This is a genomic window from Glycomyces dulcitolivorans (genome assembly GCF_003265355.1).
Taxonomy (GTDB): Bacteria; Actinomycetota; Actinomycetes; order Mycobacteriales; family Micromonosporaceae; genus Glycomyces; species Glycomyces dulcitolivorans.
Window position 1 is genome coordinate 1 of the sequence record NZ_QFRW01000054.1, and the last position, 22545, is coordinate 22545.

General features: G+C 70.6%; 20 protein-coding genes, 1 tRNA gene and 1 pseudogene. 10 read left to right on the forward strand and 12 right to left on the reverse strand.

The features are described from left to right. Window positions 1-42 precede the first annotated feature (42 nt). The gene (locus DI269_RS03300; RefSeq protein ID WP_198667105.1) at window positions 43-921 is read right to left on the reverse strand and encodes a helix-turn-helix domain-containing protein; all 879 of its coding nucleotides are present in this window, start codon (window positions 919-921) and stop codon (window positions 43-45) included. A 346-nt stretch (window positions 922-1267) separates the two neighbouring features. Between DI269_RS03300 and DI269_RS03305 the strand changes: the two genes are divergently transcribed. Then, complete coding sequence (locus tag DI269_RS03305; RefSeq protein WP_112133708.1) at window positions 1268-1597, forward strand: hypothetical protein; 330 nt, start codon at window positions 1268-1270, stop codon at window positions 1595-1597. Between the two features lie 102 nt (window positions 1598-1699). After that, complete coding sequence (locus DI269_RS03310) at window positions 1700-3403, forward strand: serine/threonine protein kinase (RefSeq protein WP_112133709.1); 1704 nt, start codon at window positions 1700-1702, stop codon at window positions 3401-3403. Window positions 3404-3474: 71 nt separating this feature from the next. Here the strand turns inward: DI269_RS03310 and DI269_RS03315 are convergent, their stop codons facing one another. Continuing rightward, on the reverse strand, window positions 3475-6468 hold the full coding sequence (locus DI269_RS03315; protein WP_157974737.1) for a UPF0182 family membrane protein: 2994 nt from the start codon (window positions 6466-6468) through the stop codon (window positions 3475-3477). A 33-nt stretch (window positions 6469-6501) separates the two neighbouring features. Continuing rightward, entirely contained in the window at window positions 6502-7473 is a 972-nt protein-coding gene (locus DI269_RS03320; protein ID WP_157974738.1) for a YlbL family protein, read from the reverse strand. Window positions 7474-7586: 113 nt separating this feature from the next. Between DI269_RS03320 and DI269_RS03325 the strand changes: the two genes are divergently transcribed. Further along, the gene (locus DI269_RS03325) at window positions 7587-8849 is read left to right on the forward strand and encodes a zinc-dependent metalloprotease (RefSeq protein WP_232822597.1); all 1263 of its coding nucleotides are present in this window, start codon (window positions 7587-7589) and stop codon (window positions 8847-8849) included. A 68-nt stretch (window positions 8850-8917) separates the two neighbouring features. Here DI269_RS03325 and DI269_RS03330 read toward each other — a convergent pair whose 3' ends face one another. Both DI269_RS03330 and DI269_RS27575 read right to left on the reverse strand, forming a co-directional pair. Beyond that, window positions 8918-9448 (reverse strand): M48 family metallopeptidase, encoded by a 531-nt coding sequence (locus DI269_RS03330; protein WP_112133712.1) that lies wholly within the window; start codon window positions 9446-9448, stop codon window positions 8918-8920. 142 nt (window positions 9449-9590) lie between these two features. After that, entirely contained in the window at window positions 9591-9755 is a 165-nt protein-coding gene (locus tag DI269_RS27575) for a DUF5679 domain-containing protein (protein ID WP_181245930.1), read from the reverse strand. 269 nt (window positions 9756-10024) lie between these two features. Here DI269_RS27575 and DI269_RS03335 point away from each other — a divergent pair, with 269 nt between their 5' ends. Then, window positions 10025-11326 carry an ABC1 kinase family protein gene (locus DI269_RS03335; RefSeq protein WP_112133713.1) on the forward strand — a complete coding sequence of 434 codons (1302 nt, stop codon included), beginning with the start codon at window positions 10025-10027 and terminating at the stop codon, window positions 11324-11326. A 69-nt stretch (window positions 11327-11395) separates the two neighbouring features. On the opposite strand, the gene DI269_RS03340 is transcribed toward DI269_RS03335, so the two are convergent. The 4 genes from DI269_RS03340 to DI269_RS03355 form a co-directional block, all read right to left on the reverse strand. Continuing rightward, entirely contained in the window at window positions 11396-11605 is a 210-nt protein-coding gene (locus DI269_RS03340; RefSeq protein ID WP_112133714.1) for a hypothetical protein, read from the reverse strand. Further along, window positions 11602-11961, reverse strand: a complete 360-nt coding sequence (locus DI269_RS03345; RefSeq protein ID WP_112133793.1) for a WhiB family transcriptional regulator — start codon at window positions 11959-11961, stop codon at window positions 11602-11604. The genes DI269_RS03340 and DI269_RS03345 overlap by 4 nt, the downstream gene beginning before the upstream one ends. 192 nt (window positions 11962-12153) lie before the next feature. Beyond that, on the reverse strand, window positions 12154-12477 hold the full coding sequence (locus DI269_RS03350) for a hypothetical protein (RefSeq protein ID WP_112133715.1): 324 nt from the start codon (window positions 12475-12477) through the stop codon (window positions 12154-12156). Window positions 12478-12650: 173 nt separating this feature from the next. After that, complete coding sequence (locus DI269_RS03355; RefSeq protein ID WP_112133716.1) at window positions 12651-14795, reverse strand: ATP-dependent DNA helicase UvrD2; 2145 nt, start codon at window positions 14793-14795, stop codon at window positions 12651-12653. A gap of 135 nt (window positions 14796-14930) precedes the next feature. Here DI269_RS03355 and DI269_RS03360 point away from each other — a divergent pair, with 135 nt between their 5' ends. Continuing rightward, entirely contained in the window at window positions 14931-15164 is a 234-nt protein-coding gene (locus DI269_RS03360) for a mycoredoxin (protein WP_112133717.1), read from the forward strand. 173 nt (window positions 15165-15337) lie between these two features. Then, window positions 15338-16297, forward strand: a complete 960-nt coding sequence (locus DI269_RS03365) for an EamA family transporter (RefSeq protein ID WP_112133718.1) — start codon at window positions 15338-15340, stop codon at window positions 16295-16297. On the opposite strand, the gene nudC is transcribed toward DI269_RS03365, so the two are convergent. Genes nudC through DI269_RS03380 form a run of 3 tightly spaced genes read right to left on the reverse strand, consistent with a single transcriptional unit; the run spans window position 16294 to window position 19813 of the window. Then, entirely contained in the window at window positions 16294-17205 is a 912-nt protein-coding gene (gene nudC, locus DI269_RS03370) for an NAD(+) diphosphatase (RefSeq protein WP_157974739.1), read from the reverse strand. The two genes, DI269_RS03365 and nudC, sit on opposite strands and share 4 nt — an antisense overlap. Further along, entirely contained in the window at window positions 17202-18515 is a 1314-nt protein-coding gene (locus DI269_RS03375) for a M16 family metallopeptidase (protein ID WP_112133720.1), read from the reverse strand. Before DI269_RS03375 ends, nudC begins: the two co-directional genes overlap by 4 nt. Further along, the gene (locus DI269_RS03380) at window positions 18512-19813 is read right to left on the reverse strand and encodes a M16 family metallopeptidase (protein ID WP_112133721.1); all 1302 of its coding nucleotides are present in this window, start codon (window positions 19811-19813) and stop codon (window positions 18512-18514) included. Before DI269_RS03380 ends, DI269_RS03375 begins: the two co-directional genes overlap by 4 nt. A gap of 238 nt (window positions 19814-20051) precedes the next feature. On the opposite strand from DI269_RS03380, the pseudogene DI269_RS03385 reads away from it, so the two are divergent. From DI269_RS03385 to DI269_RS03400, 4 genes and pseudogenes are all read left to right on the forward strand, one after another. Further along, a pseudogene (locus DI269_RS03385) lies at window positions 20052-20771 on the forward strand (methionine ABC transporter ATP-binding protein); the annotation flags it as partial. A gap of 44 nt (window positions 20772-20815) precedes the next feature. After that, window positions 20816-21475, forward strand: coding sequence for a methionine ABC transporter permease (locus tag DI269_RS03390; protein ID WP_112133723.1), 660 nt, complete (start codon window positions 20816-20818; stop codon window positions 21473-21475). A gap of 36 nt (window positions 21476-21511) precedes the next feature. After that, window positions 21512-22345 (forward strand): MetQ/NlpA family ABC transporter substrate-binding protein, encoded by an 834-nt coding sequence (locus DI269_RS03395; protein WP_112133724.1) that lies wholly within the window; start codon window positions 21512-21514, stop codon window positions 22343-22345. Window positions 22346-22436: 91 nt separating this feature from the next. Further along, window positions 22437-22509, forward strand: a tRNA-Trp gene (locus DI269_RS03400). The last annotated feature ends 36 nt before the right edge of the window (window positions 22510-22545 follow it).

Here is a 22545-nt window from a genome sequence, read left to right on the forward strand (position 1 = left end):
GGCCACCCGATCGGGTGGCCGCCCCCTCGCGTCGCGGGTCGCCTAGAGCGACTTCAGGTCGTGGGCCTGGCGCTCGATGAATTCGAGGCTGCGGCCGGGGTCGAGCGCGGCCGAGCGGAGGAAGCCGAAGATCTCGTGGAAGGGCTCGACGTCCTCGCCCTCCTCGTAGACGTCGCCGTTGTGGCCCTCGATGTAGACCACGTCGGGGTGGCGGTAGCCGGGGTCGACGTCGCCGTCGACCTCCCCGAAGCCGAGGATCGTGAACGAGGACAGCATTCCCGGGTAGGCGCCGCCCTCGAACGGCAGGATCTGGAGGTGCACGTTCGGCAGCGAGCCGAGTTCGAGCAGGTTCTGGAGCTGGTCGATCATGACCTTCGGGCCGCCGAGGACGCGGCGGATCGCCGCCTCGTCGATGACGTTCCAGATCTTCAGGTCCCCGCGCAGGCGCTGCTGGCGCTCCATGCGCAGGTCGATGCGCTGGTCCATGTACTTCAGGGAGCGCTCGGGGACCATGCTGAACGTGTGCCGGGCGTACTCGCGGGTCTGGAGCAGGCCGTTGATGATCAGGCCGTCGTAGACGTTCAGGCTGGAGGCGTCCTGCTCCAGGCCCACATAGGTCGCGTAGGGCGGGGAGATCGTGTCGGAGTAGCGGGCCCACCAGCCGCGCTTGCGGCCGTCGCGGGCCAGGCGCACCAGCTCGTCGACGAGCTCGGCGTCCTCGACGCCGTAGACCTCGACGAGGGCCTGGACGTCGCGGGGCTTGATGCCGACGCGTCCGAGCTCCATCCGGTAGATGGTGGAGCTGGTGACCTCCAGCGCGGCCGCGGCGTCGTCGGCGCCCTTGCCGGACTTCTCGCGCAGGTCGCGAAGGATCTTCCCCGCGCGCCGGCGACGGACGGTGGGGCTGCCGCTCGAAGGCATCGCCTTGCCTCCCAACTTCTTCGGCAGATCGCTGTCAGCGTTGTCGTTCGATGTTCCCATTTGACACCCTGATCTCTCCGGATTCGGTGAGGACGCACCGGCTGGGGAGGACTTCTGGCCGCTCGTCCGGTGCTGGGGAGGAATCGCCACCCGATCCGGTTATACCTCTTGCATCCAAAATCTGCATGTGCAATTCTACTGTACGGAGGGGCTACCCGCCTCCCCCGACTGTACCGATTCGACACCGCACCTCGGCGACGACCAGGACACACTGCGGTCCCAAGGCCCGATCACGCACGGCCACAAGGGATCCGCCCCGATCCGAAGACCCGAAAGGCAGCCTGCGTTGCGCAGTCCGTACACACTCGACAACCCGCCCCCGGACGAGCCGCCCAGCGAGGTGCTGGTGCCGAGCCTCTGGCGGGTGCAGGCGCGCTGGTGGAAGCGCCACACTCCCGCGCTCGACCAGCAGGGCGCCAAGCACCCCGTGTGCGGCCACTGCGGCCAGTCCTGGCCGTGCCACTCCTGGGCGTGCTGGGACGGCCAGCTCGGCCAGGCCGTCAACCAGTCCCCGGCCCCGGAGCCGGACGCCGGCGAGGCCCGCGTGAGCGCCGCGTCCCCGTCCCGCGCCATCGCCTTCGGCGGCGCGCTCGCCGCCGGACTCGCCAAGACCTGAAACGCGACGGATCCGAAGATCGCCCGATCCAGCGCGTAGCCTCAGCCGCCGCCGGTCGTTAGACCCCGGAGAGATATCCGACTCCAAGGGGAAATCCGCCCGATGCTGAGCACGCGCAACCTCAAGGCCGGCGATGTCCTGGACGGGCGCTACCGACTCGAACGCCGGATCGGCGGCGGCGGCATGGGCGACGTCTGGGAGGGCACCGACACCATCCTGTGGAGGACCGTCGCGGTCAAGGTCCTCCTCGCCGACCTCGTCGACGACCGCGGCTTCCGCGAGCGCTTCCGCCGCGAGGCCCGCGCCATCGCCGTCATGCAGGGCCCCGGCGTCGTCGAGGTCTACGACTACGGCGAGATCGAGGACGAGGACGCCCAGCTCGCGTACCTGATCATGGAGTACGTCGACGGCAAGCCGCTCTCGAAGCTGCTCGGCCTGTGGGGCAAGCTCCCCACCGCCGAGACGCTCCAGGTCGTCGGCGGCGTCGCCGAGGCGCTCCAAGTCGCCCACGCCGCCGGGATCGTCCACCGCGACATCAAGCCCGGCAACATCCTCGTCCGCGGCGACGGCTCGGTCGTCCTGGTGGACTTCGGGATCGCCCGCGCCAGCCACAACCTCACGCTCACCACCACCGGGGTCGTGCTCGGCACGGTCACCTACATGTCCCCCGAGCAGGCCGCCGGCGAGAACCTCACCCCCGCGTCCGACCTGTACTCGCTCGGCGTCGTCGCCCACCAGTGCCTCGCCGGGGCGCCGCCGTTCCGCGCCGACACCCCGCTCGGGGTGCTCTCGGCCCACCTGCGCAACGCCCCGCCGCCGCTGCCGGCCGACGTCCCGTACGAGGTCACCGAGATCGTGCGGCGCACCCTCCAGAAGGACCCGTCCGCGCGCTGGCCCGACGCCGCCGCGCTCGCCGCGGCCTGCCGCGACACCCGCGGCGCGCTGCTGTCCCAGCGGAACGCGCCCGCGCGCACCCGCGTCATGGACCAGCGCGACATCAACGAGCAGCAGTCCCCGCCTCCGAACGGTGCCCCCAGCGGCGCGCACCGCCGCGACACCGGCGCGGTCCACGTCGACTCCGGGCAGCACGCGCGGTACGAGACCGGGGGCCAGTCACTCCCGCCGGTCACCGGCGCGCACCGCGCGGTCCAGTCCCCGCCCACCGGCCCGACCGGACCGGTGCCCGCGGCGGCCGAGGAGCGGCCGAAGCGGAGACGGTTGTGGGTGGTGCTCACCGGGACACTCGCGGCCGTGGCCGCGGTGAGCGCCGTGGCGATGAGCCTGCCGTGGGACGACGAGCGCGGACCCGGCGCGACCCTGACCGACGAGTCCGGCGCCGCGGACCCCGGCGTCGAGGGCCAGGACGGCGACGACGGCTTCTGGGTCGGGGAGGACGGGGACGGCGAGGACGCGTCCACCCCCGACCCGAGCGAGGACGCCTCGGTCACCGGCGACGCCGACCCGTCCGGCGACCCGGCCTCGCCGGGGCCGACCTTGAACCCGACCGGGTCGGCCAGTCCGACCGAGAGCGCCTCGACCTCGCCGCCCGCGAAGTCGACCGTGCCCGGCGTCGTAGGCCTCTCGGAGGCCGACGCGCGGTCGCAGATCGAGGCGGCGGGCCTGAACCCCGTTGTCGAGTACGAGGGCGAGGGCGAGACGAAGTGCACCGTGGTGCGCCAGTCCCCCAGCGCCGGAGCCGAAGTCGACCCCGGCACCACCGTGCAGGTCACCGTCCGCCGGGCCGCCGACGCCGAGGCGTGCAAGTCCGAGTCGGAGGAGTCCGAGCCGCCCGGCGACGAGCAGTAGGACCAGACGAGCAGTAGGAGCACGCGAAAGCGCCCGGCGGCCGTTCGGCCGCCGGGCGCTTCGCTATCTCGTTACTGTCCCGCCGCTTCGCGGGCGGCCGCGAGCTGGTCGAGCGCGGCGAGGAGGTCGTCGAGGGCGCGGCCCTCCTCCTCGTTCGTGCCCGAGGCCTGGGCCTCCTCGTACGCCTGCTGGGCGGCGATCACGTTGTCGATCGCGGCCTCCACTTCCGGCGGCTCGGCGGTCGCCGGGGCCTCGGTAGTCGGCGTCTCGGTCGGGGTCTCCGAGGGCGACTCGGTCTCGCCCTCCTCGCCCTCGGTCTGCTCGGCCTCGCTCGGCGCGCCCGAGACGTACTTGTCGACCACCATCGCCACGGCCTCCTCGAACGTCGGCGCGAAGCCGACGTAGCCGCCGTAGCTGATCGCGACGTTCGTCAACCGGGGCAGGTCCTCGCCCTGGCCGCCCGCCTGTCTGCGCAGGTACATCGGTTCGAGGTAGAGGATCCCGTCGCCGACCGGCAGCGCCAGCAGGTTGCCCCACTCGACGGTGGTGCCGGCCTGGGTGGCGTCGCGGAGCGTCGTCACCACTTCCGATGTGGACGTGATGATCTGGTGTATCTGCCGCACGGACTGGTCGTCGCCGCCGACGACGTCGTAGACCGTCAGCCGCGGATTGCCGTCCTCGTCGTAGTAGCCCGACATGAGCGACGCGAGCGCGTTCTCCCGGTTCCTCGGCGTGAACGTCGAGGTCAGCTGGAAGTACGGCTGCTCCTGCTCCGGATAGGTCGCGTACACGTAGTAGGCGGGCTGCGTCACCGACTGCGCCTGCGACGGGTCGTTCGTGGTCGCCCACGCCTCGCCGCCCTCGATGAAGGTCCGCGACTCGTCGACGTGGTAGCGCTGGAGGAGGCTCCGCTGGATCTTGAACAGGTCCTGCGGGTAGCGGAAGTGCGCTTCGAGGGACTCGGGGGTCTCCTCCTTGGGGATGATCAGGTCGCCACCGTAGATCGCGTTCCACGCCTGGAGGATCGGGTCCTCCTCGTCGAACTCGTACAGCTTCACCGAGCCGTCGTAGGCGTTCACGACCGCCTTGACCGAGGAGCGGATGTAGTTGATCTCCTCGGACGCCTGGTTGGCGACGCCCTGGCCCGAGTACGTGTCGTTCGTCGCGTCGGCCAGGTTGACCCGGTCGGCGTACGGGAAGTCGTTCGTCGTGGTGTAGCCGTCGACGATCCACACGACCTCGCCGTCGACGACCGCCGGGTACGGGTCGGCCTCGATGGTCAGGAACGGGGCGACCATCTGGACGCGCTCGCGGACGTTGCGGTTGTACAGCAGCTGCGACTCTTCGTTGATCTGCGAGGAGAGCAGGAAGCGCGGCTCCTGGAACTCCCACGCGTACAGGAGCCGGTTGCCGATCGAGCCGATGTCGACGCCGCCGTCGCCCTCGTAGGTCGTGTAGCGGTCGTCGCCGATCTCCTCGGCCGGGTCCTCTTCGGAGTCCTCGTCGACCACGGCCACGTCGGTGGGCCGGTCGTACTCGCGCGGCGTCTCGCCGTCGGGGACGCCCACGATCGCGTACTCGTTGTTGAGCAGGCCGTAGTAGATCTGCGGCTTCTCGACGTCGATGATGTCGTTGCCGATCTGGCAGTTGCCCGGGTCGTCGGAGAGGACGCCCGAGGTGAAGCAGGGGGCGCCGTTGTCGCTCTCGGTGGTGGAGGCGGAGACGAAGCCCCAGCCGTGCGTGTACACGGTGTGGGCGACGGTCCAGTCCTGCTGCTCGTCGGTGAGCTGGCCCGGGTTGAGCTCGCGCAGGCCGACGACGAAGTCCTGCGTGACCTCCTGGCCGCTCTCGTCGGTGTAGGTGTAGCGGTCGATGTCGAGCTTCTCGTTGAAGTCGTAGAAGCTGCGCGGCTGCTGCGCCTGCGTGAACGCGTCGGAGACCACGAACGGGTCGATGAGGCGCACGAACGGGACCGTGGACTGGTCGGCGGCCATCGTCTCCGCGTTCGGCTGCGAGGCCACGTTGTACGTGGTGGTCTCCAAGTCCTCCATGCCGTAGGCGTACCTGGTGCCGTCCATCGTGTGCTGGGCGTACTCGCCTTCGCGCTGGGGGCGGTTGGGCTCGACCTGGAAGTTGCGCACCACCGCCGGGTAGATCCCGCCGGCGGCGATCGCGGTGACGACGACGAGGCCGAGGGCCGCGGCCGGCAGCGCGAGCGAGCGGGTGAAGCCCCACGAGAAGACCAGGATGACCACGGCCGCGATGACCGAGACCCAGATGAGCGCGTTCTTGGCGTTCATGAGCGCGGTCATCTCGGTGTAGCCGCCGCCGACGATGTCGGTGACCTGGTTCTCCTGGGTGGTGAAGTCGAAGCGGTCGAAGTAGTACGCGACGGCCTTGAGCCCCAGGAAGAGCGCGACGAGCACCGAGAGGTGGATGCGCGCGACGTTGGTCATGCGGTCGCCCGAGCCCGAGAAGCGCAGCGCCCCGTACAGGTAGTAGGCGCTCAGGGAGGCGAGGAGGCCGACGACGATCGCGGCGAACCCGAAGCCGATGAGGAACTGCCAGAACGGGAGCCGGAAGACGTAGAAGCCCGCGTTCATGCCCAGGACCGGGTCGGTCCAGTCGAACCGGCCGCCTTCGCGGAACAGCAGCCAGGTCTCCCAGCGGCTCTGCGCGGACATGCCGGCGAAGACGCCGACGACGATCGCGACGCCGCCGATCCACCAGCCGGCCTTCGGGGAGATGAGCTCGCGGTAGCGCTCCAGGCCCTCCTGCTCGCTGGTCGCCGGCCACGTGTCGGGCCGGAAGCGGTAGGCGAGGTAGAGGTTGAGGCCGCACCAGGCGGCCATCGCGAGCGTGAAGGCGCCGAACATGGCCAGGCGCGTCCACATCATCGTCGAGAACACCGCGGTGTACCCGACCGAGTCGTACCAGAGGTAGTCGGTGCGCAGGCTGACGAGCCAGCCGAGCACCGAGAGCAGGACTATGGCGCCCACGAGGAGGATCAGGACGTAGCGGCCTCGGCGGCTCATCCGTGGTGGGGTGGGCGTCCGGTTCGCCACTGGAACAACTCCTTCACGTCTCGCGGCGCGGGGTCAGCAGGTCGTGACTTCCCCGCCGGCCGCTAGGGACTCAAGCGCCGAGACAGCGTCTTCGAGCGTCTCGACTCTGACAATAGTCATGCCGTCGTGCGGAACGGTGACGGCGTCCGAACAGTTCGCAGCCGGAGCGAGGAACACTTCGGCGCCGAGTTCGACCGATGCGGTGACCTTCTGCTGGATGCCGCCGATCGCGCCGACGTTCCCTTCAGGATCGATCTCGCCGGTCCCGGCGACCACCATGCCGTCGGTCAGATCGCCCTCGGTGACCCGGTCGACGATGCCGAGCGCGAAGATCAGGCCGGCGGAGGGGCCGCCGATGTCGAGGGCCTCGGTGTCGATCTGGATGTTGTACGGGTCGTCGTGGACCGACTGGAGGTCGGCGTCGCCGAGGACCACGGCGGGGACGTCGACGGCCGCGCCGGCGCGGGTGACGGTGACCGTGGTTTCGCTGTCGGCGTAATCGGCGAGGGCCGTCAGGGAGGTGACCGCGGTCCCGTCGACCGCGGTGATGACGTCCCCGGCGAGGAGCCCGGCGGAGTCGGCGACGACGGAGATGACGGCGGGCTCGCCGAGGTGGGCCAGGGCGGCCTGCTCGGCGTTCGACTGGGACTCGACCCAGTCGGCCTCCTGCTCCTCGGCGATGTCCTCCTCGGATTCGCCGGGCGGGTAGATGAGGTCGCGCGGGATGATCGCGTACTCGTCGGACATCCAGAAGCGCAGCGCCTCGGCGAGGGTCACCGACTGCATGACCCGCACGGTGGTCAGCCGCAGCTGCCCTTCGGACTCGAACTCGGTGTCGGCGCTGATGATCTGGTGCTCGACGCCGTCGACCTCCTCGGAGCCGAGGACGTCCTCGGTGGGGCCGGGGCTGAACACCACGTAGGCGACGTCCATCGACAGCGCCTGCCACGTCAGGAGCGCCACCAGTGCGGCGCCCAACAGGACGGTGATTCCTCGCCTTCGCATGCGGGGAAGCCTACATGCGCAAGCTCACGCGCGCTTTCGGCCCGCAGCGAACGGGGGCGGCTCAGATCGGCCAGCCGTGGCCCGGTCCCCCTACTCTGACGTACGGTTGGCCCATGGGCTCCGATATTCCATTCGGCTTCGGCAACTTGGGCGGCGACCTGCCGGACCCGAACGACCCGCGGGTGCAGCAGATGATGCAGCAACTCCAGCAGATGATGGCGCAGTCGCTGTCGTCCGGTCCGGTCAACTGGCAGCTCGCCCGCCAGCTCGCCGAGTCCGAGCTGGAGGCCGAGAACATCGTCGGCCCCGCCGACCAGGCGCACGTCGCCGAGGCCGTGCGCCTCGCCGACCTGTGGCTGGACTCCGTCGTGAACTGGCCCTCGGGCGTCACGGCCACCGACGCGTGGACCCGCAAGCAGTGGATCGCGCGCACCGAGGACTCCTGGAAGCAGCTCGCCGAACCCCTCGCGGCCCAGATGGGCGAGGCGATGCAGACGCTCGTCCCCGAGGAGATGGCCGGGATGCTCGGCCCGATGGCCGACCTCATGAAGGGCGTCGGCTCCGCGCTGTTCGGCGCGCAGATGGGCCAGGCCCTCGCGAAGCTCGCCGGAGAGGTGCTGTCCTCCACGGAGGTCGGGCTGCCGCTCGGCAAGACCGGCGTGGCCGCGCTGCTGCCGGGGAACATCGCCGCCTACGCCGAGGGCCTGGAGCTCCCAGTGGAGGAGGTGCGGCTGTTCGTGGCGCTCCGCGAGGCCGCCGCTCACCGGCTCTTCACGCACGCGCCGTGGCTGCGCGCGCACCTGCTCGGCGCTCTGGAGGCGTACGCGCGGGAGATCCGCATCGACGAGGCCGCCATCGAGGAGGCCATGTCGGAGATCGACCCGATCAACCCCGAGGCGGCGGCGACGCTCGACCTCAGCGAAGTGTTCAAGCCCGAGGACACCGAGCAGCAGAAGGCCGCCCTCGCGCGGCTGGCGACGACACTGGCGCTCATCGCCGGGTGGATCAACACGGTGGTGGCCGACGCGGTCGGCGAGCGGCTGCCGACGATGGACCGGCTCATGGAGTCCGCGCGGCGCCGCCGCGCCTCCGGCGGGCCGGTCGAGCAGACGTTCGAGGCGCTGGTGGGCCTGCAGCTCGACCAGGCGAAGGTGCGCGCGGCGGAGCGGCTGTGGCAGTCGCTCAGCGAGGCGCGCGGGATCGAGGGTCGCGAGGCGGTGTGGGCGCACCCGGACCTGATGCCGAGCGCGGCCGACCTGGAGCGCCCGGAGTCGTTCGCGACGGTCTCCGAGGCCCTGGAGGACCTGGACCTGTCGATGTTCGACCAGCTCGCGGTCAACGACCCGAAGGACGACGAGGACGGGCCGGAGAAGTAGGAGAGCCCCTGTAGGCAGGGCAGGACCGCGCGTCCGGCCGCCTCGGCGGTCGGTCCGGCGGGCCTCCGTCAGCGCGGGTCGCTGGCCTCGGCGTCGGCGATGCCCTCAAGGTAGCCGCGGGCGCGCTCGGCCTTGGAATAGCGTCCGACCATGTCCCAGAACGGCCGCGAGTGGTCGTGGTGGACCAGGTGGGCGAGTTCGTGGAGCAGGACGTAGTCGATGACCCACGACGGCATCATGGTGAGCCGGCGCGAGAGCCGGATCGAGCCGTCGGAGGGAGTGCACGAGCCCCAGCGGCGGTGCTGGTTGTCGACCCAGCGGACGCTCTCGGGGACGGCGCACTCGGGGTGCTCGGGGTAGTAGCGCCGGGCGAGCCTGACGGCCCGGTCCCGGAGTGCCGCGTCAGAGGCGCGGCCGTCTCTGGCCTCGCGTTGCTGGAGCCTCGCGAGCATGTGGTCGATCCATTCGCGCTCCTCGGTCTCCGAGAAAGCGTCGGGGATCATGACGACCACGCGGCCTCGTTCTTCATAGGCCGCTACGGTGGCACGGCGTCGGGGAGAGCGCCGTACTTCTACGGGGGGATGCACTTTGCGCGCCATGAACGCACACTAATCCGCGGGGGTGACAATCGCCTAACGCAGATGTCTCGATTGCGGCTTGCGTGGTGCTATGCCAAAAAAATCCCCTCGCCGATCTCCCGCATCGTGGGATCAGGCGAGGGGTGGACCTTCCGGTCAGCGATCACGAGGCCTTGCCGAGGATCCGATTCATCTTGGTGCCGCACACCGGGCACGTCCCCTTGGCCATCCGGCGGCCCGAGTCCGAGACGACGACGGTGCCCTCGAAGTCGCGCTTCTCGCGACACTTGACGCAGTACCCGTTGTATGTCTCCGTAGCAGTAGCCACTGGTACCCCCCATGTAGCGGCGGTCACTCTGTGCGACCGTTCAGCCTCAGAATGCCACAGATTTCACGCCTGTAAGCCCCGCCGCGCCGCTTCACCCGTGAGGGTGACCCACCGGGCGTCCCGGGGACCCCGGTGGCGCCTTCCGGGCCAGGCCTTCGGACTGCGGCTCTGAAAACCGGCCGGTCCGTGAGAGCATTGGGAACGTGAGCGACAGGCATGGACCCGCCCATTCGGGTGATGACCTCCCGCGCCGGGCGATCGTGCGGGGCATGAAGCTGGCCTCGCTCCCGCTGGGGCTGGCGGGCCGGGCGACGGTGGGCCTCGGCAAGCGCGTGACCGGGATGGCCGACGAGATCCTCGGCGAGCAGGCGCAGCGGCGCACCGCCGAGCACGTCTTCAGCGTGCTCGGGCAGCTCAAGGGCGGTGCGATGAAGCTCGGCCAGGCGCTGTCGATCTTCGAGGCGGCCCTCCCCGAGCACCTCGCCGCTCCCTACCGGCAGGCGCTGACGAAACTCCAGAACGCCGCTCCCCCGCTGCCGGTGGCGAGCGTCCACGGCGTCCTCGAACGCCAGATGGGCGCGGACTGGCGCGACCGGTTCGCCGAGTTCGACGACGCGCCCGCCGCGGCCGCGAGCATCGGCCAGGTGCACCGCGCGGTGTGGAAGGACGGGCGGCCCGTCGCCGTCAAGATCCAGTACCCGGGCGCGGGCGACGCGCTGCGCTCGGACCTGCGCCACCTCTCGCGCATCGCCCCGATGTTCAAGGTGCTGCAACCGAACTTCGACGTCAAGCGGATCACCGTGGAGCTGCGCGAGCGGCTCCTCGAAGAGCTCGACTACGAGCTGGAGGCCGCGACGCAGCAGCAGTTCGCGGACGCGTTCGCCGACGACCCGCTCATCTCGGTGCCCGCGGTCGTCCACGCGAGCCCCGAGGTGCTCGTCACCGAGTGGATCGCCGGGCGGCCCCTGTCGGACGTCATCGCGCACGGCACGCAGGAGGAGCGGGACGCGGCCGGGCTGCGGCTGGCGACGCTGCACTTCTCGGCGCCCAGGCGGGCCGGGCTCCTGCACGCCGACCCGCACCCGGGGAACTTCGCGATCGGCGAGGACGGGCGGCTCGTCGTCTACGACTTCGGCGCGACCGCGCGGCTCCCCGGCGGGATGCCGGTGCAGGTCGGGCGGCTCACGCGGCTGACGCTCGACAGCCGGGCCGACGAGGTCGTCGCGGGCCTGCGGGGCGAGGGCTTCGTGCCGCCGAACCTGGAGATCGACGCGAAGGCGATGCTCGACCTGCTCGTGCCGATGCTGGAGCCGATCGCGGGCGAGGAGTTCCAGTTCTCGCGCGAATGGCTGCGCAAGGAGAGCACCCGGATCACCGGGCAGGGCTCGGAGGCGTCGAAGCTGAACAAGCAGTTGAGCTTCCCGCCCGCGTACCTGCTCATCCACCGCGTGACGATGGGCTCGATCGGGGTGCTGTGCCAGCTGGGCGCGACCGCGAACTGGCGGGAGATCCTCATCGAGTGGCTGCCGGGCTTCGCCGATCCCGAAGGGACCGACCACAACCGGGTCTAGGAAAGGCAACGGAAAGGGCCCGCCCCCTCTCGGGGACGGGCCCTTTCAGCCAACGCGGTTGGTTCGCGGTCAATGCCTGCGGCGGCGGTGCTTCCCGCCCATCAGCTCGACCTGCTTGTAACCGGCTTCCTTCCAGAGGCTCCGCATGCGGAGACGTCCGAAGGCGAGGCTCGTCGGCGCCATGGGCCGGACCGCCTCGACCGCCTCCGTCAGGGAGGGTCCGAGGTCTTGAACGCCGACGTCACGCTTCAGGTGGCGGCTCAGGTAGTCGACGGTCATGACACCGCCACCCCCGCGAGCGCCAGTTCCTTCGTGCGCGCGGCGAGTTCCGCCTGCGCGGCCTGCTCGATGAGCGCGGCGTCCTTCCGGGGCCGGCCGCGGGGCCGCTTGCGGGCCACGACGTTCCCCTTCTCGAAGATCTCGCCGCCCCACACGCCCCAGGGCTCGTGGCGGTCGAGGGCGCCGGTCAGGCACTCCAGGCGCACCGGGCAGTCGGCGCACAGGGACTTGGCGAACTCCAGTTCGGTCGGCTGCTCCGAGAACCACAGGTCCGCGTCGTATTCACGGCAGGCGAGGTCGCTGCCGGTCTGGCGAGCCTGCTCGCGCAGCTCAGGCCCGATGAGGGTGTCGGTCATGGGCTCGGTCTCCTCTCTCGTGTCGATGGTCGGGTCGACGGTCGGTCGCATCAGTGCGGTGTGAGGACTCAATTGCTTCGCAATCTGTCTCGTGTTCTTCTACTGACGGGCCGCGACCTGGCGTTTCACGCCAAACAAAAAGGCCGCGATCCCGGTTGCGGGATTCGCGGCCTCGAGAGTTCCGAGTGGGCTCTACTCCTGTAAGCCCAACCGGTGGTGATCTCGAGGCGGTCTCCCGCGGGTGGCGCCGTGACGCTTCTTGGAGCCGGAGACCGGCTGCCAACCGAGGCCGGCGACTGCCGTGCCACGTCCGCGAAGGTTCACGGCGCCCATATCGGTGCTGTTGTTGTCAATCGTGTTGACGGTGCTCGGAGCCGTGGTGGTCAGGACGGCAACGGGCAGAGTGGTGCCACGGAACTGGGCGAAGACGGGCGCGATGTTGCGATAAACGGCAATGGCCGACTCGCGCACGCCGGCGCCGAGCTTGGTCTGCTGAGGTTCGCTGAGCAGCAACATCGTCTACCCCTCCTTTCCGGGTTCCATGGTCAACATTGGTCTTCATCTCCTACTTGCCGGGGCGTGAGGCGCACACCTCTCCCGGCTCCAGCAACGCTACGCCCGTCGTCCTCGGGAGCGCAACGTATTTTTCCGGGGATTTGAAAGAAAGTTTTTGCGCCCGCTTCGAGAAGTCACGACGCCTCCTGCGACAGGGCCACCGCGTCCTCGACCGAACCGCCGTTGACCAGGTGCAGCACCGCCGGTCCGTACTTGTCGAGCTTCGACTTCCCGATGCCGTGGAGGGCCGCCAACTCGCTGTCGGATGCCGGACAGCGCTCCGCGATTGCGATCAGCGTCACATCGGTGAAGACGGTGAAGGCCGGTTTCGCGTCGGCCTTGGCGACGCTGATGCGCCACTCGCGGAGGCGCTCGAACAGCTCCTCGTCCATGGTCGCCGGGCAGTCGGCGCAGTGGCCGAGCTTGCGGTCGCGCGCGTCGGTGAGCGGCTTGCCGCAGCCGGAGCAGTCGAGGACCTTCGCGGTCTTCTTGGTCGAGCGCGGCTTGGCGGCGCTGGGCTCGGGCGCCTTCGGAAAGCCGCCGAGGCCGAGGGGCGCGAGGAAGCGGCACAGGCGCCGCTCGCGGCCGCCGGAGTTGCGGGCGAGGCCGTAGGAGAGCTGGAGGCGCTCGCGGGCGCGGGTGATGCCGACGTAGAGCAGCCGCCGCTCCTCTTCGAGCGCGGTCTCGGTGCGGGCGAACGTGGTCGGGAGGGTGCCGTCGGCGAGGCCGACGAGGAACACCGCATCCCATTCGAGACCCTTGGCGGCGTGGAGGCTCGCGAGGGTGACGCCTTCGACGGCGGGGGCGTGCTGCTCGGAGGCGCGGCGGCCGAGCTCGGCGCAGAACGCGTCGAGGTCGGGGTCGGGGCCGTCGCGGTCGGGGTCGGCCCTGTGGTGTTCGAGGAACTGCTCCGAAAGCGACACGAGCGCGGCGACTGCTTCCCAGGCTTCGCGCTGGGCGCCGCCGGAGGGCGCGGCGTCGGCGCGCCAGCCGACCGCGTCGAGCGCGGCCGGGACGGCTTCGGCGAGGGGCAGCTGCGCGATGTCGGTCTTGGCGGCCGAGCGGAGCGCGATGACGGCCTGGCGGACCTCGGGCCGGTCGAAGAAGCGGGCCGCGCCGGTGACGACGGTCGGAACGCCGTAGGAGGCGAGCGCCTCCTCGTACGCCTGGGACTGGGCGTTGGTGCGGTAGAGGACCGCGATCTCCGAAGCGCTGGTGCCGTCACTGATGAGCTGGCGGCAGCGGCGGGCGATCATGTCCGCCTCCTCGGCCTCGTCGGCGAAGACCTCGGCGGTGACGGCCGGGCCGTCGGGCCTCTGACCGACCAGTTCGAGGCGCATCTTCGCTTCGCGGCCTTTGGATTCGCCGATGATCTGGTTGGCAAGGCCGACGACCTGCGGGGTGGAGCGGTAGTCGCGCACGAGGCGGACGAGCGCCGCGTCCTTGTGCTTGCGGGTGAAGTCGAGGAGGTACTTCGAGGTGGCGCCGGTGAAGGAGTAGATGGTCTGGCTGGCGTCGCCGACGACGGTGACGTCGTCGCGGTCGCCGAGCCAGGCGTCAAGGAGGCGCTGCTGAAGCGGGGTGACGTCCTGGTACTCGTCGACGACGAAGAACCGGTACTGGTTGCGGATCTGGTCGGCGGCGGCCTCGACGTCGGTGATGAGGTCGGCGGTGTACGCGAGGACGTCGGCGAAGTCCATGACCCCGGCTCGGCGCTTGGCCTCGATGTAGGCGGCGTAGACCTTCGCGACGTCCTCAGGCGCGGCGGGCGCGTCGCGGCCGAGCGCGGCGATGGCGCTGACGTAGTCGTCGGGGCCGATGAGAGTGGAGGCGGCCCATTCGATCTCGGTGGTGAGGTCGAAGTTCTTGGCGCGGGAGGTCTGGAGCCCGGCGCGCGCGGCGGCGATGGCGACGTACCGGAGGGTGGAGTCGACGAGCTCGGGGAGCTGGCCGCCGAAGCGGCGCGTGCCGAAGTAGCGGAGCTGGCGCAGCGCGGCGGAGTGGAAGGTGCGGGCGTTGACGCCGGCGACGCCGAGGCCGCGCAGGCGGTCGCGCATCTCGCCGGCGGCGCGGGCGGTGAAGGTCACGGCGGTGACGTGCTGGCCGCGGATGTCGCCGCGCAGGACGCGGTAGGCGATGCGGTGGGTGACGGCACGGGTCTTGCCGGTGCCGGCGCCGGCGAGGACGCAGACGGGCCCGGGGTCGGCGGTCACCGCCTCGCGCTGCTCAGGGTCGAGTCCGGAGAGGAGCAGGTGGATGGCCTCGTCGCGCGTGCTCATCCGGACAGTGTTCCAGAGGCGTCCGACGGAAACTCGGGCACTGCTCACTCGATTGGGGGGCAACGTGAGGAGGACCACGATCGGCGGAATGCCCGGGGGCGGTATCGCGTTACTGTCGATGGAGAAGGAGGATCGATGATCACCATGTACAGCACCACCTGGTGCGGCTACTGCCGGCGGCTGAAGTCGGCGCTCGACCGGGAGGGCCTCACCTACGAAGAGGTCAACATCGAGGAGGACCCGGCGGCCGCGGAGTTCGTCATGGGGGTCAACGGCGGCAACGCGACCGTCCCGACCGTGCGGTTCGCGGACGGCTCCGCGCTCACGAATCCCTCTCTGGCGCAGGTGAAAGAGAAGCTCGCCGCTTGACCTGTGCCACATGCCGAGACTATGGTCACGTTTAGGACACAAAGCCGGTACGATGCCCTATAGTTGACTCGTCAAGCTTGCTTAGCGACTTCGAGGGGTGGTCGCTAAGCATTCAGGCCCGGGATGGATCCGTCCCGGGCCTTTTCTCTGTCCCCTGGACCCTGGAGCCCTGAATGTCCTCACCCCGTGCCGCCCTCGGCGTCTCGCTCGTCCTCGCCGCCTCGCTGTTCTTCGGCCTGTGCGGCCCGTTCGGCAAGGTGGTCATCCAGGCCGGGCTCACCCCGATCCAGGTGACGTGGCTGCGCATCTGCGGAGTCGGGCTCCTGGCGATCGCCGTCGCGGCCGTGCCGCTGGTGCGGACCCTGCGCGGCGGGACGCGCCTGCCGTGGGGCGCCCTGGCCCTGTTCGGCCTCACCGCGATCGCCGCGGTCCAGGCCTTCTACTTCATCGCCGTCGAGCGGCTGCCCGTCGGCATCGCGCTGCTCCTGGAGTTCATGGGCCCGGTCGTGGTCGTCGCGTGGGTGCGGTTCGTGCGGCGCACGATCCTCCCCCGCTCGGCCGTCATCGGCGTGCTGCTGAGCATCGTCGGCCTGTGCATCGTCGTCGAGGTCTGGTCGGGGCTGCGCCTCGACGCGGTCGGCCTCGTCGCGGGCGCGGCGGCCGCGGCCTGCCAGGCCACGTACTTCCTCTCCGGCGAGAAGCTCACCGCGAAGGTGGACGTGCGCGTCCTCCTCGCGATCGGCTTCGCCGTCGGCGCGGTGCTCCTCGCCCCGTTCGCGGCCCCGTGGGCCCTCGACTGGTCGGTCCTGTCCGCGCCGGTCACCTTGGGCGGCATCGAGATGACGGGCGCGGCAAGCATCGGCGCGCTCGTGGTGTGCACGGCGGTCGCGTACGGGCTGGGACTGAGCGGCCTGCGGTTCGTGTCGGCCCCGGTCGCCGGCGGCATCGGGTACACCGAGGTCGTCGTGGCCTCGCTCGCGGCCTGGGCGCTGCTCGGCGAGGCGCTGACGGTGCCACAGATCATCGGCGGCCTCGTCGTCATCGCCGGGGTCTTCACCGCGCAGCGCGCGGTCGCCGCGAAGGAACCGGACGCGGCGGCGGAGGCCGAAGCCGCCGCCGTCACGAAGGTCTAAGCAACCTCTTCGAGCCAGTTCTCGATGAGGAAGCGCGCCACGGAGATCCGCACGGCGCTCGGGGTCGAGTCCTCCGTGTCGACCCACATCTGGCGGACCTCGTCGGCGGTGAACCAGCGCGCGTCCGCGATCTCCTCGGCCTGGAGCGCGAGCGTCTGCGCAGGGTCGGCGGTGGCCCGGTACGCGAGCATGAGCGAGCGCGGGTAGGGCCACGGCTGGCTGGAGACGTAGTCGAGACGGTCGAGGCGGATGCCGACCTCCTCGGCGACCTCGCGGTGGACCGCGGCCTCGGCGGACTCGCCGGGCTCGACGAACCCCGCGATGCACGCGTACCGGCCGTGCCGGGTGGACTGCGCCGGGGATCCGATCGTGTTCTGCGCGACCGCGGGCTTCGGCTGGCCGCCGTAGCGCTGGTGCTGCGCGAGCAGGACGCGGTCGGCGCCGTCGTCGATGAGGACGATCACGGCCGGGTCGGTGCGCGGGAAGACGGGGCGGCCGTTCGTGCCCGCGAGCTCCCAGCCGGCCATGCGGGCGCGGAGCGGCTCGCCGGTCGTCGGGTGGAACCGGTATGTGGCGTGCCAGTGGCCGATCCCGATGGCCTCCACGGCGATCGCGAGGTCGCGGCGGTCCCAGGTCGGCTTGATCCAGCGACAGGGGAGCCCTTCGGGGAGGTCGGCGAAGACCGCGAACACCGGCGGGTTCTCGCCGCCGAGGTAGACGCGCTCGCCGTCGGGGGCGGAGTCGGCGTCGTAGTAGCGCAGGCCGTCCTCGTCGGCGTCGATGCGCTCGCGCTCGGGGTCGCAGACGACGATCTGCGCCTTCTGCCATGCGTCGCCGAGCCATTCGTCGTCGCCGCGGTGGGCGGCGAACCGGTCGACCTCGTCGATCGCCAAGGGCGGGTGCATCATGGGGCCGCGATCTCCCCCAGCTCGGCGAGCGAGTCGCGGATCTCCGCGCCGTCGCCGAGGACGACGGTGACCGCGCGGTCGGGGTCGAGTTCGGCCGCGGCGACGCGCTGGACGTCGGCGGTCGTGACCTCGCGCAGGCGCTCTGAGTGCTCGGCGAGCCACGACAGCGGGAGGTCGCCGGCGGCAAGGACCGCGATGTAGTTCGCAACGCCCGCCTGGGTGGCGGTGGCGAGCTTGATGGACCCGAGCGCGTACCGGCGGGCCAGGTCGAGTTCCTCTGCGGCGGGCGGGTTCTCGGCCATCCCGCGCAGCTCGGCGCGGACCTCGGCGAGCGCGAGCGCGGTGACCTCGGTGGCGACGTCGACGGCGGCCATCTGGACCGAGCCGGCCGGGGAGTGGTCGACGCGCGAGCGCGGCGAGTACCCGTAGCCCTTCGTCTCGCGCAGGTTCATGACCAGGCGCGAGGTGAAGTAGCCGCCGAAGACGAGGTTGGTGAGGTGCTGCGCGGCGTTGTCGGGGTGGGTGCGGGCGACGGCGCGGTAGGCGACGCGGATCGCGGACTGGACCGAGCCGGGCCGGTCGACCAGGACCAGGGGCCCGGGGGCGAGGTCCGGGAGCGGCTCCATGGTGCGCGGCTCCCCGGCGCCGTTCCAGTCGCCGAGGGCCTTCTCGACGGCGGCCGCGGTGGCGTCGGTGTCGATGTCGCCGACGATGACGATGCGGGCGCCGGCGGGGTGGATGCGCGAGGCGTGCAGTGCGAGCACGGCCTGGCGCTGGACGCCGGCGACCTCGGCGGCGGTGGGCTGCTGGTGGCCGTACGGGTGGTCGCCCCACAGGCGCGCGTCGAGGACGCGGTTGACCTGGAAGTCCGGCTGCTGCTCGGCGACCGAGAGGCCGTCGATGATGCGGGAGCGCTCGACCTCGAAGGGCGCGTCGGGGTACTCGGCGGCCTTGAGGACGTCGCCGAGGGTCTCCAGGAGTTCGGGGAGGCCGGTGGCGAGGCTGTTGCCGGACACGGCGATCCGGTCAGGGTCGGCGCCGGCGCCGAGGGCGCCGCCGATGCCCTGGAGGCGGCGGGCGATGTCGGTCATCGACGCGGTCTCGGTGCCCGAGAACAGGGTCGAGGCGAGCAGGTCGGCCGCGGCGAGGTCGGTGTGCGCGGCCGGGATCGACAGGCGCACCTCGGCGAGCGGGACGCCGGGGCGGCGCGCGAGCAGCACCCGGAGGCCGTTCGGGAGGGTCCGCTCGACCGGGACCGGCAGGGACAGCGGGACCTCGGGTGCGAGACCGGGGACGGGAATGCTGCTCACTGGGCGCCTCCGGGGACGACTTCGAGGACGGCGCGGCGCCGCGGCGTGAGCGCGGCGGCCGCCTGTGCGACGGACTCGGCGGTGACCTCGCCGAGGAGCCCGGCGAACCGGGTCGACATGGCGGCGTCGCCGTGGAAGATCTCGGCGGTCGCGAGGCGGCGCGAGCGGCCCATGACCGAGTCGTCGCCGCGCAGCAGCTGGGCGGCGACGCGGGCCTTGACGCGGTCGAGCTCCTCCTCGTCGACGCCTTCGGCGACGCGGGCGAGTTCGTCGTCGACGGTCCCGAGGACGGCGTCGACGGAGGTGCCCGGCGGCAGGAACGCCTGCACGAGCATCACAGTGGGTCCGCGGGACGCGAACGGCTCGGCCATGAAGGTGCAGTGCGCGGCCACGGCGGTGGCGCTGCGGTCGGCGTGGATGAGGCGCTCGACGAGGCGGGACGCGTCGCCGTCGGTGAGCAGTTCGCCGAGGACGACGTACGGCAGGAACGCGTCGAGCTCGGTGACCGGGTCGGGCACGCGCCAGGCGGCGGCGACGGCCGGGAGGGTCGCGCGCTCGTCGGTGTAGGAGAGGCGGCGTTCGCCGTCGAGGTCGGGTTCGTCGAACGACGGGTGGACGGGCGCGGGGCGCGCCTCGACGTTCCCGAAGTGGCGTTCGACGAGGTCGCGGGCCTGTTCGAGGTCGAAGTCGCCGGCGACGGACAGGACCGCGTTCGAGGCCGGGTAGTAGGCGTCGAAGAAGGAGCGGGCGTCGTCGACGGTGGCGGCGTCGAGGTCGGTGAAGGCGCCGTAGCCGTCGTGGGAGTTCGCGAAGGTGTCGAACATGACCGGCGGGAGCTTGATCCACGGGAAGCCGCCGTAGGGGCGGTTGAGGACGTTGACCCGGATCTCCTCTTTGACGACGCTCACCTGGTTGGCGAGGTTCTCCTCGGTGATCGCGGGGCCCCGCATGCGGTCGGCCTCCAGGAACAGGGCGAGTTCGAGGCCGTTGGAGGGGAGGAGGTTGAAGTAGTCGGTGTAGTCGATGTGGGTCGAGCCGTTGAAGGTGCCGCCCGCGGACTGGACGTGCCGCATGTGCTCGGCCTTGCCGACGTTGTGGGAGCCCTGGAACATCATGTGCTCGAACAGGTGGGCGAATCCGGTGCGCCCTTCCGGCTCGGAGCGCATCCCCACGTCGTACACCACGGCGACGCCGACGACGGGCGCTCCGGGGTCCGGCGCGAGGACCACCCGCAGGCCGTTCGCGAGTCTGAACCGCTCGATCGCGAACGCCGGGGCGGGAATCGTCGCAACAGTCATGGCCGAACCCTATCTCAGCCTGGGCTCCGACTGCCGGACGCGGCGTTCGTCACAGCTTCTTGGATTCGGCACGAATTCCTGCTTGACTTCTAGGCTATGAACTCGCAGCACATCGAACGCCTCAGCGACGCCGACCGCGCCGCCGCGTCGTGCTGTCGAATGTGCGCCAGCTGAGGGCTCCTGCACCGCCGCGCCCCGAAGCGGCGATCACCCACAGCGAAAGCGACCTTTCCTCCTCATGGACTCCAGTCCCAGCATCCGCCTGTCCGGCGTCACGAAGCGCTTCGGCGACCTCGTCGCGCTCGACGACGTCTCCCTTGACGTCGCCCCTGGCGAGATCTTCGGCATCCTCGGCCGCTCCGGCGCCGGCAAGTCGACCCTGCTGCGCACCGCGAACCTCCTGACCCGCCCCGACGCGGGCACCGTGGAGGTCGACGGCCGGGACCTGACCGCGCTGCACGGCCGCGAGCTGCGCGCCGCCCGGTCGCAGACGGCGATGATCTTCCAGCACTTCAACCTCTTGTCCAACCGCAACGCGGAATCCAATGTGGCGCTTCCCTTGCGCTTCCGCGGCGTCAAGCGCGCCGTCCGCCGCGAGCGGGCCCTGGCGCTGCTCGACGTGGTCGGCCTGTCGGACAAGGCGAAGGCCTACCCGGGCCAGCTCTCCGGCGGCCAGCGCCAGCGCCTGGCGATCGCGCGGGCGCTCGCGTCCGAGCCTGCTGTTCTTCTCTCTGACGAGGCGACCAGCGCGCTCGATACGGACACGACGGACGAGATCCTCGACCTGCTCGCGCGGCTCAACCGCGACCTGGGGCTGACGATCCTGCTCATCACGCACGAGCTGGAGGTCATCACCCGGATCTGCCACCGTGCGGCGGTGATGGAGTCCGGGCGGTTCGCGGAGATCGGGAACGTCCCCGATCTGCTGGCCGACCCCGATTCGCGTCTGGGCGGGCAGGCGCGTCGCCTGGCCGCTCGCCTCCTGGGCGAGGAGGTGGCGCAGTGAACTCCACCGACCGGCTCGTCGAGCTGCTGACGGAAGCGTTCTGGGAGACCCTGCACATCGTCTCGGTCGCGGGGCTGTGGACGCTCGTGGGCGGGCTGCTGCTCGGCACGCTCCTGTACATCACGTCGAAGACGGGCCCGAAGCCGATCGCAGTGGTGAACGCGCCGCTGGGGCTCATCGTGAACATCGGGCGCAGCGCGCCGTTCGTGCTGCTGATGGTCGCAGTGGTTCCGTTGACGCGCTTGATCGCCGGGACGAGCATCGGCACGGAGGCGGCGATCGTGCCGCTGACGGTGGCGTCGATCCCGTTCTTCGCGCGCCTCGTCGAGGGCGCGCTCCTCGAAGTCCAGCCGGGCCTGATCGAAGCGGCCAGGGCGATGGGCGCGTCGACGCCGGCCCTGGTGTGGCGCGTGGTCCTCCCCGAGGCCACGCCGGGCCTGATCCGCGGTTTCACCGTCACGCTGGTCGCCGTCGTCTCATACTCGGCGATGGCCGGGATCGTGGGCGGCGGGGGCCTGGGCGACCTGGCGTACCGCTACGGCTACCAGCGCTTCGAGACCGAGTACATGATCTGGCCGCTGGTCATCCTCGTCGTGCTCGTGCAGCTCTTCCAGATCCTCGGCGACCGGTGCGCCCGCACCCTCGACCGCCGCTAGAGAAGTAATTTCCCTACCTATCCATAGGAGAAGACTATGTTCAACCGCCGTGCCCTCCTGGGCAGTTCCGTCGCCGCCGCCACCGCTCTGGCCCTGACCGCCTGCGGTTCGGACGAGGGGTCCGAGGCCACCGAGACGAACGGCACCGTCGTCGTCGCCGCGACCCCGGTCCCCCACGCCGACATCCTGAACTACATCGCCGAGAACCTGGCCGACGACGCCGGGCTGACGATCGAGGTGGAGGAGTTCACCGACTACGTGCAGCCGAACGTGGCGACCTCCGACGGCTCGGTGGACGCGAACTTCTTCCAGACCGAGCCCTACCTGGAGGAGTACAACACCGCCAACGGAACCGACCTGGTGACGGTGGCCGCGGTCCACATCGAGCCGCTGGGCCTGTACTCGGACAAGGTGGCCTCGCTTGAGGAGATCCCCGACGGCGCCCAGATCGCCATCCCCGGCGACGGCTCCAACGGCGGCCGCGCTCTGGCCCTCCTCGCCGACGCGGGCCTGATCACCCTCGCCGACGGCGTCGACGTGACCCTGGCCACCGAGGACGACATCGCGGAGAACCAGAAGAACATCGAGTTCGTCCCCCTCGAAGCCGCCCAGCTCGCCCTCTCCCTGCCCGACGTCGACGCCGCCGTCATCAACGGCAACTACGCCCTTGAGGCCGACCTCAGCCCCGCCGAGGACGCCCTCTACAGCGAGTCCCCCGACGGCAACCCGTACGCCAACTACCTGGTGACCACCGCCGCCAACGCCGACAACGAGGACATCCAGAAACTCGCCGAGCTCCTCCAGTCCGACGAGGTCAAGCAGTTCATCCTCGACACCTGGGCCGACGGCTCGGTCGTTCCGGCCTCTTGACCAGGCGCAACACCGGCCCCAACCCGGTTGCACCGGCCTTTCCGCGACACGTAAGATAGTTGCGGCCAGGCCGGGCGACCGGACGGGCCGAAGGGGTGTGGCGCAATTGGTAGCGCATCGGTCTCCAAAACCGAGGGTTGCAGGTTCGAGTCCTGTCGCCCCTGCAAGACCAGCATTATCCGAAAACCGGGTCGCAATGA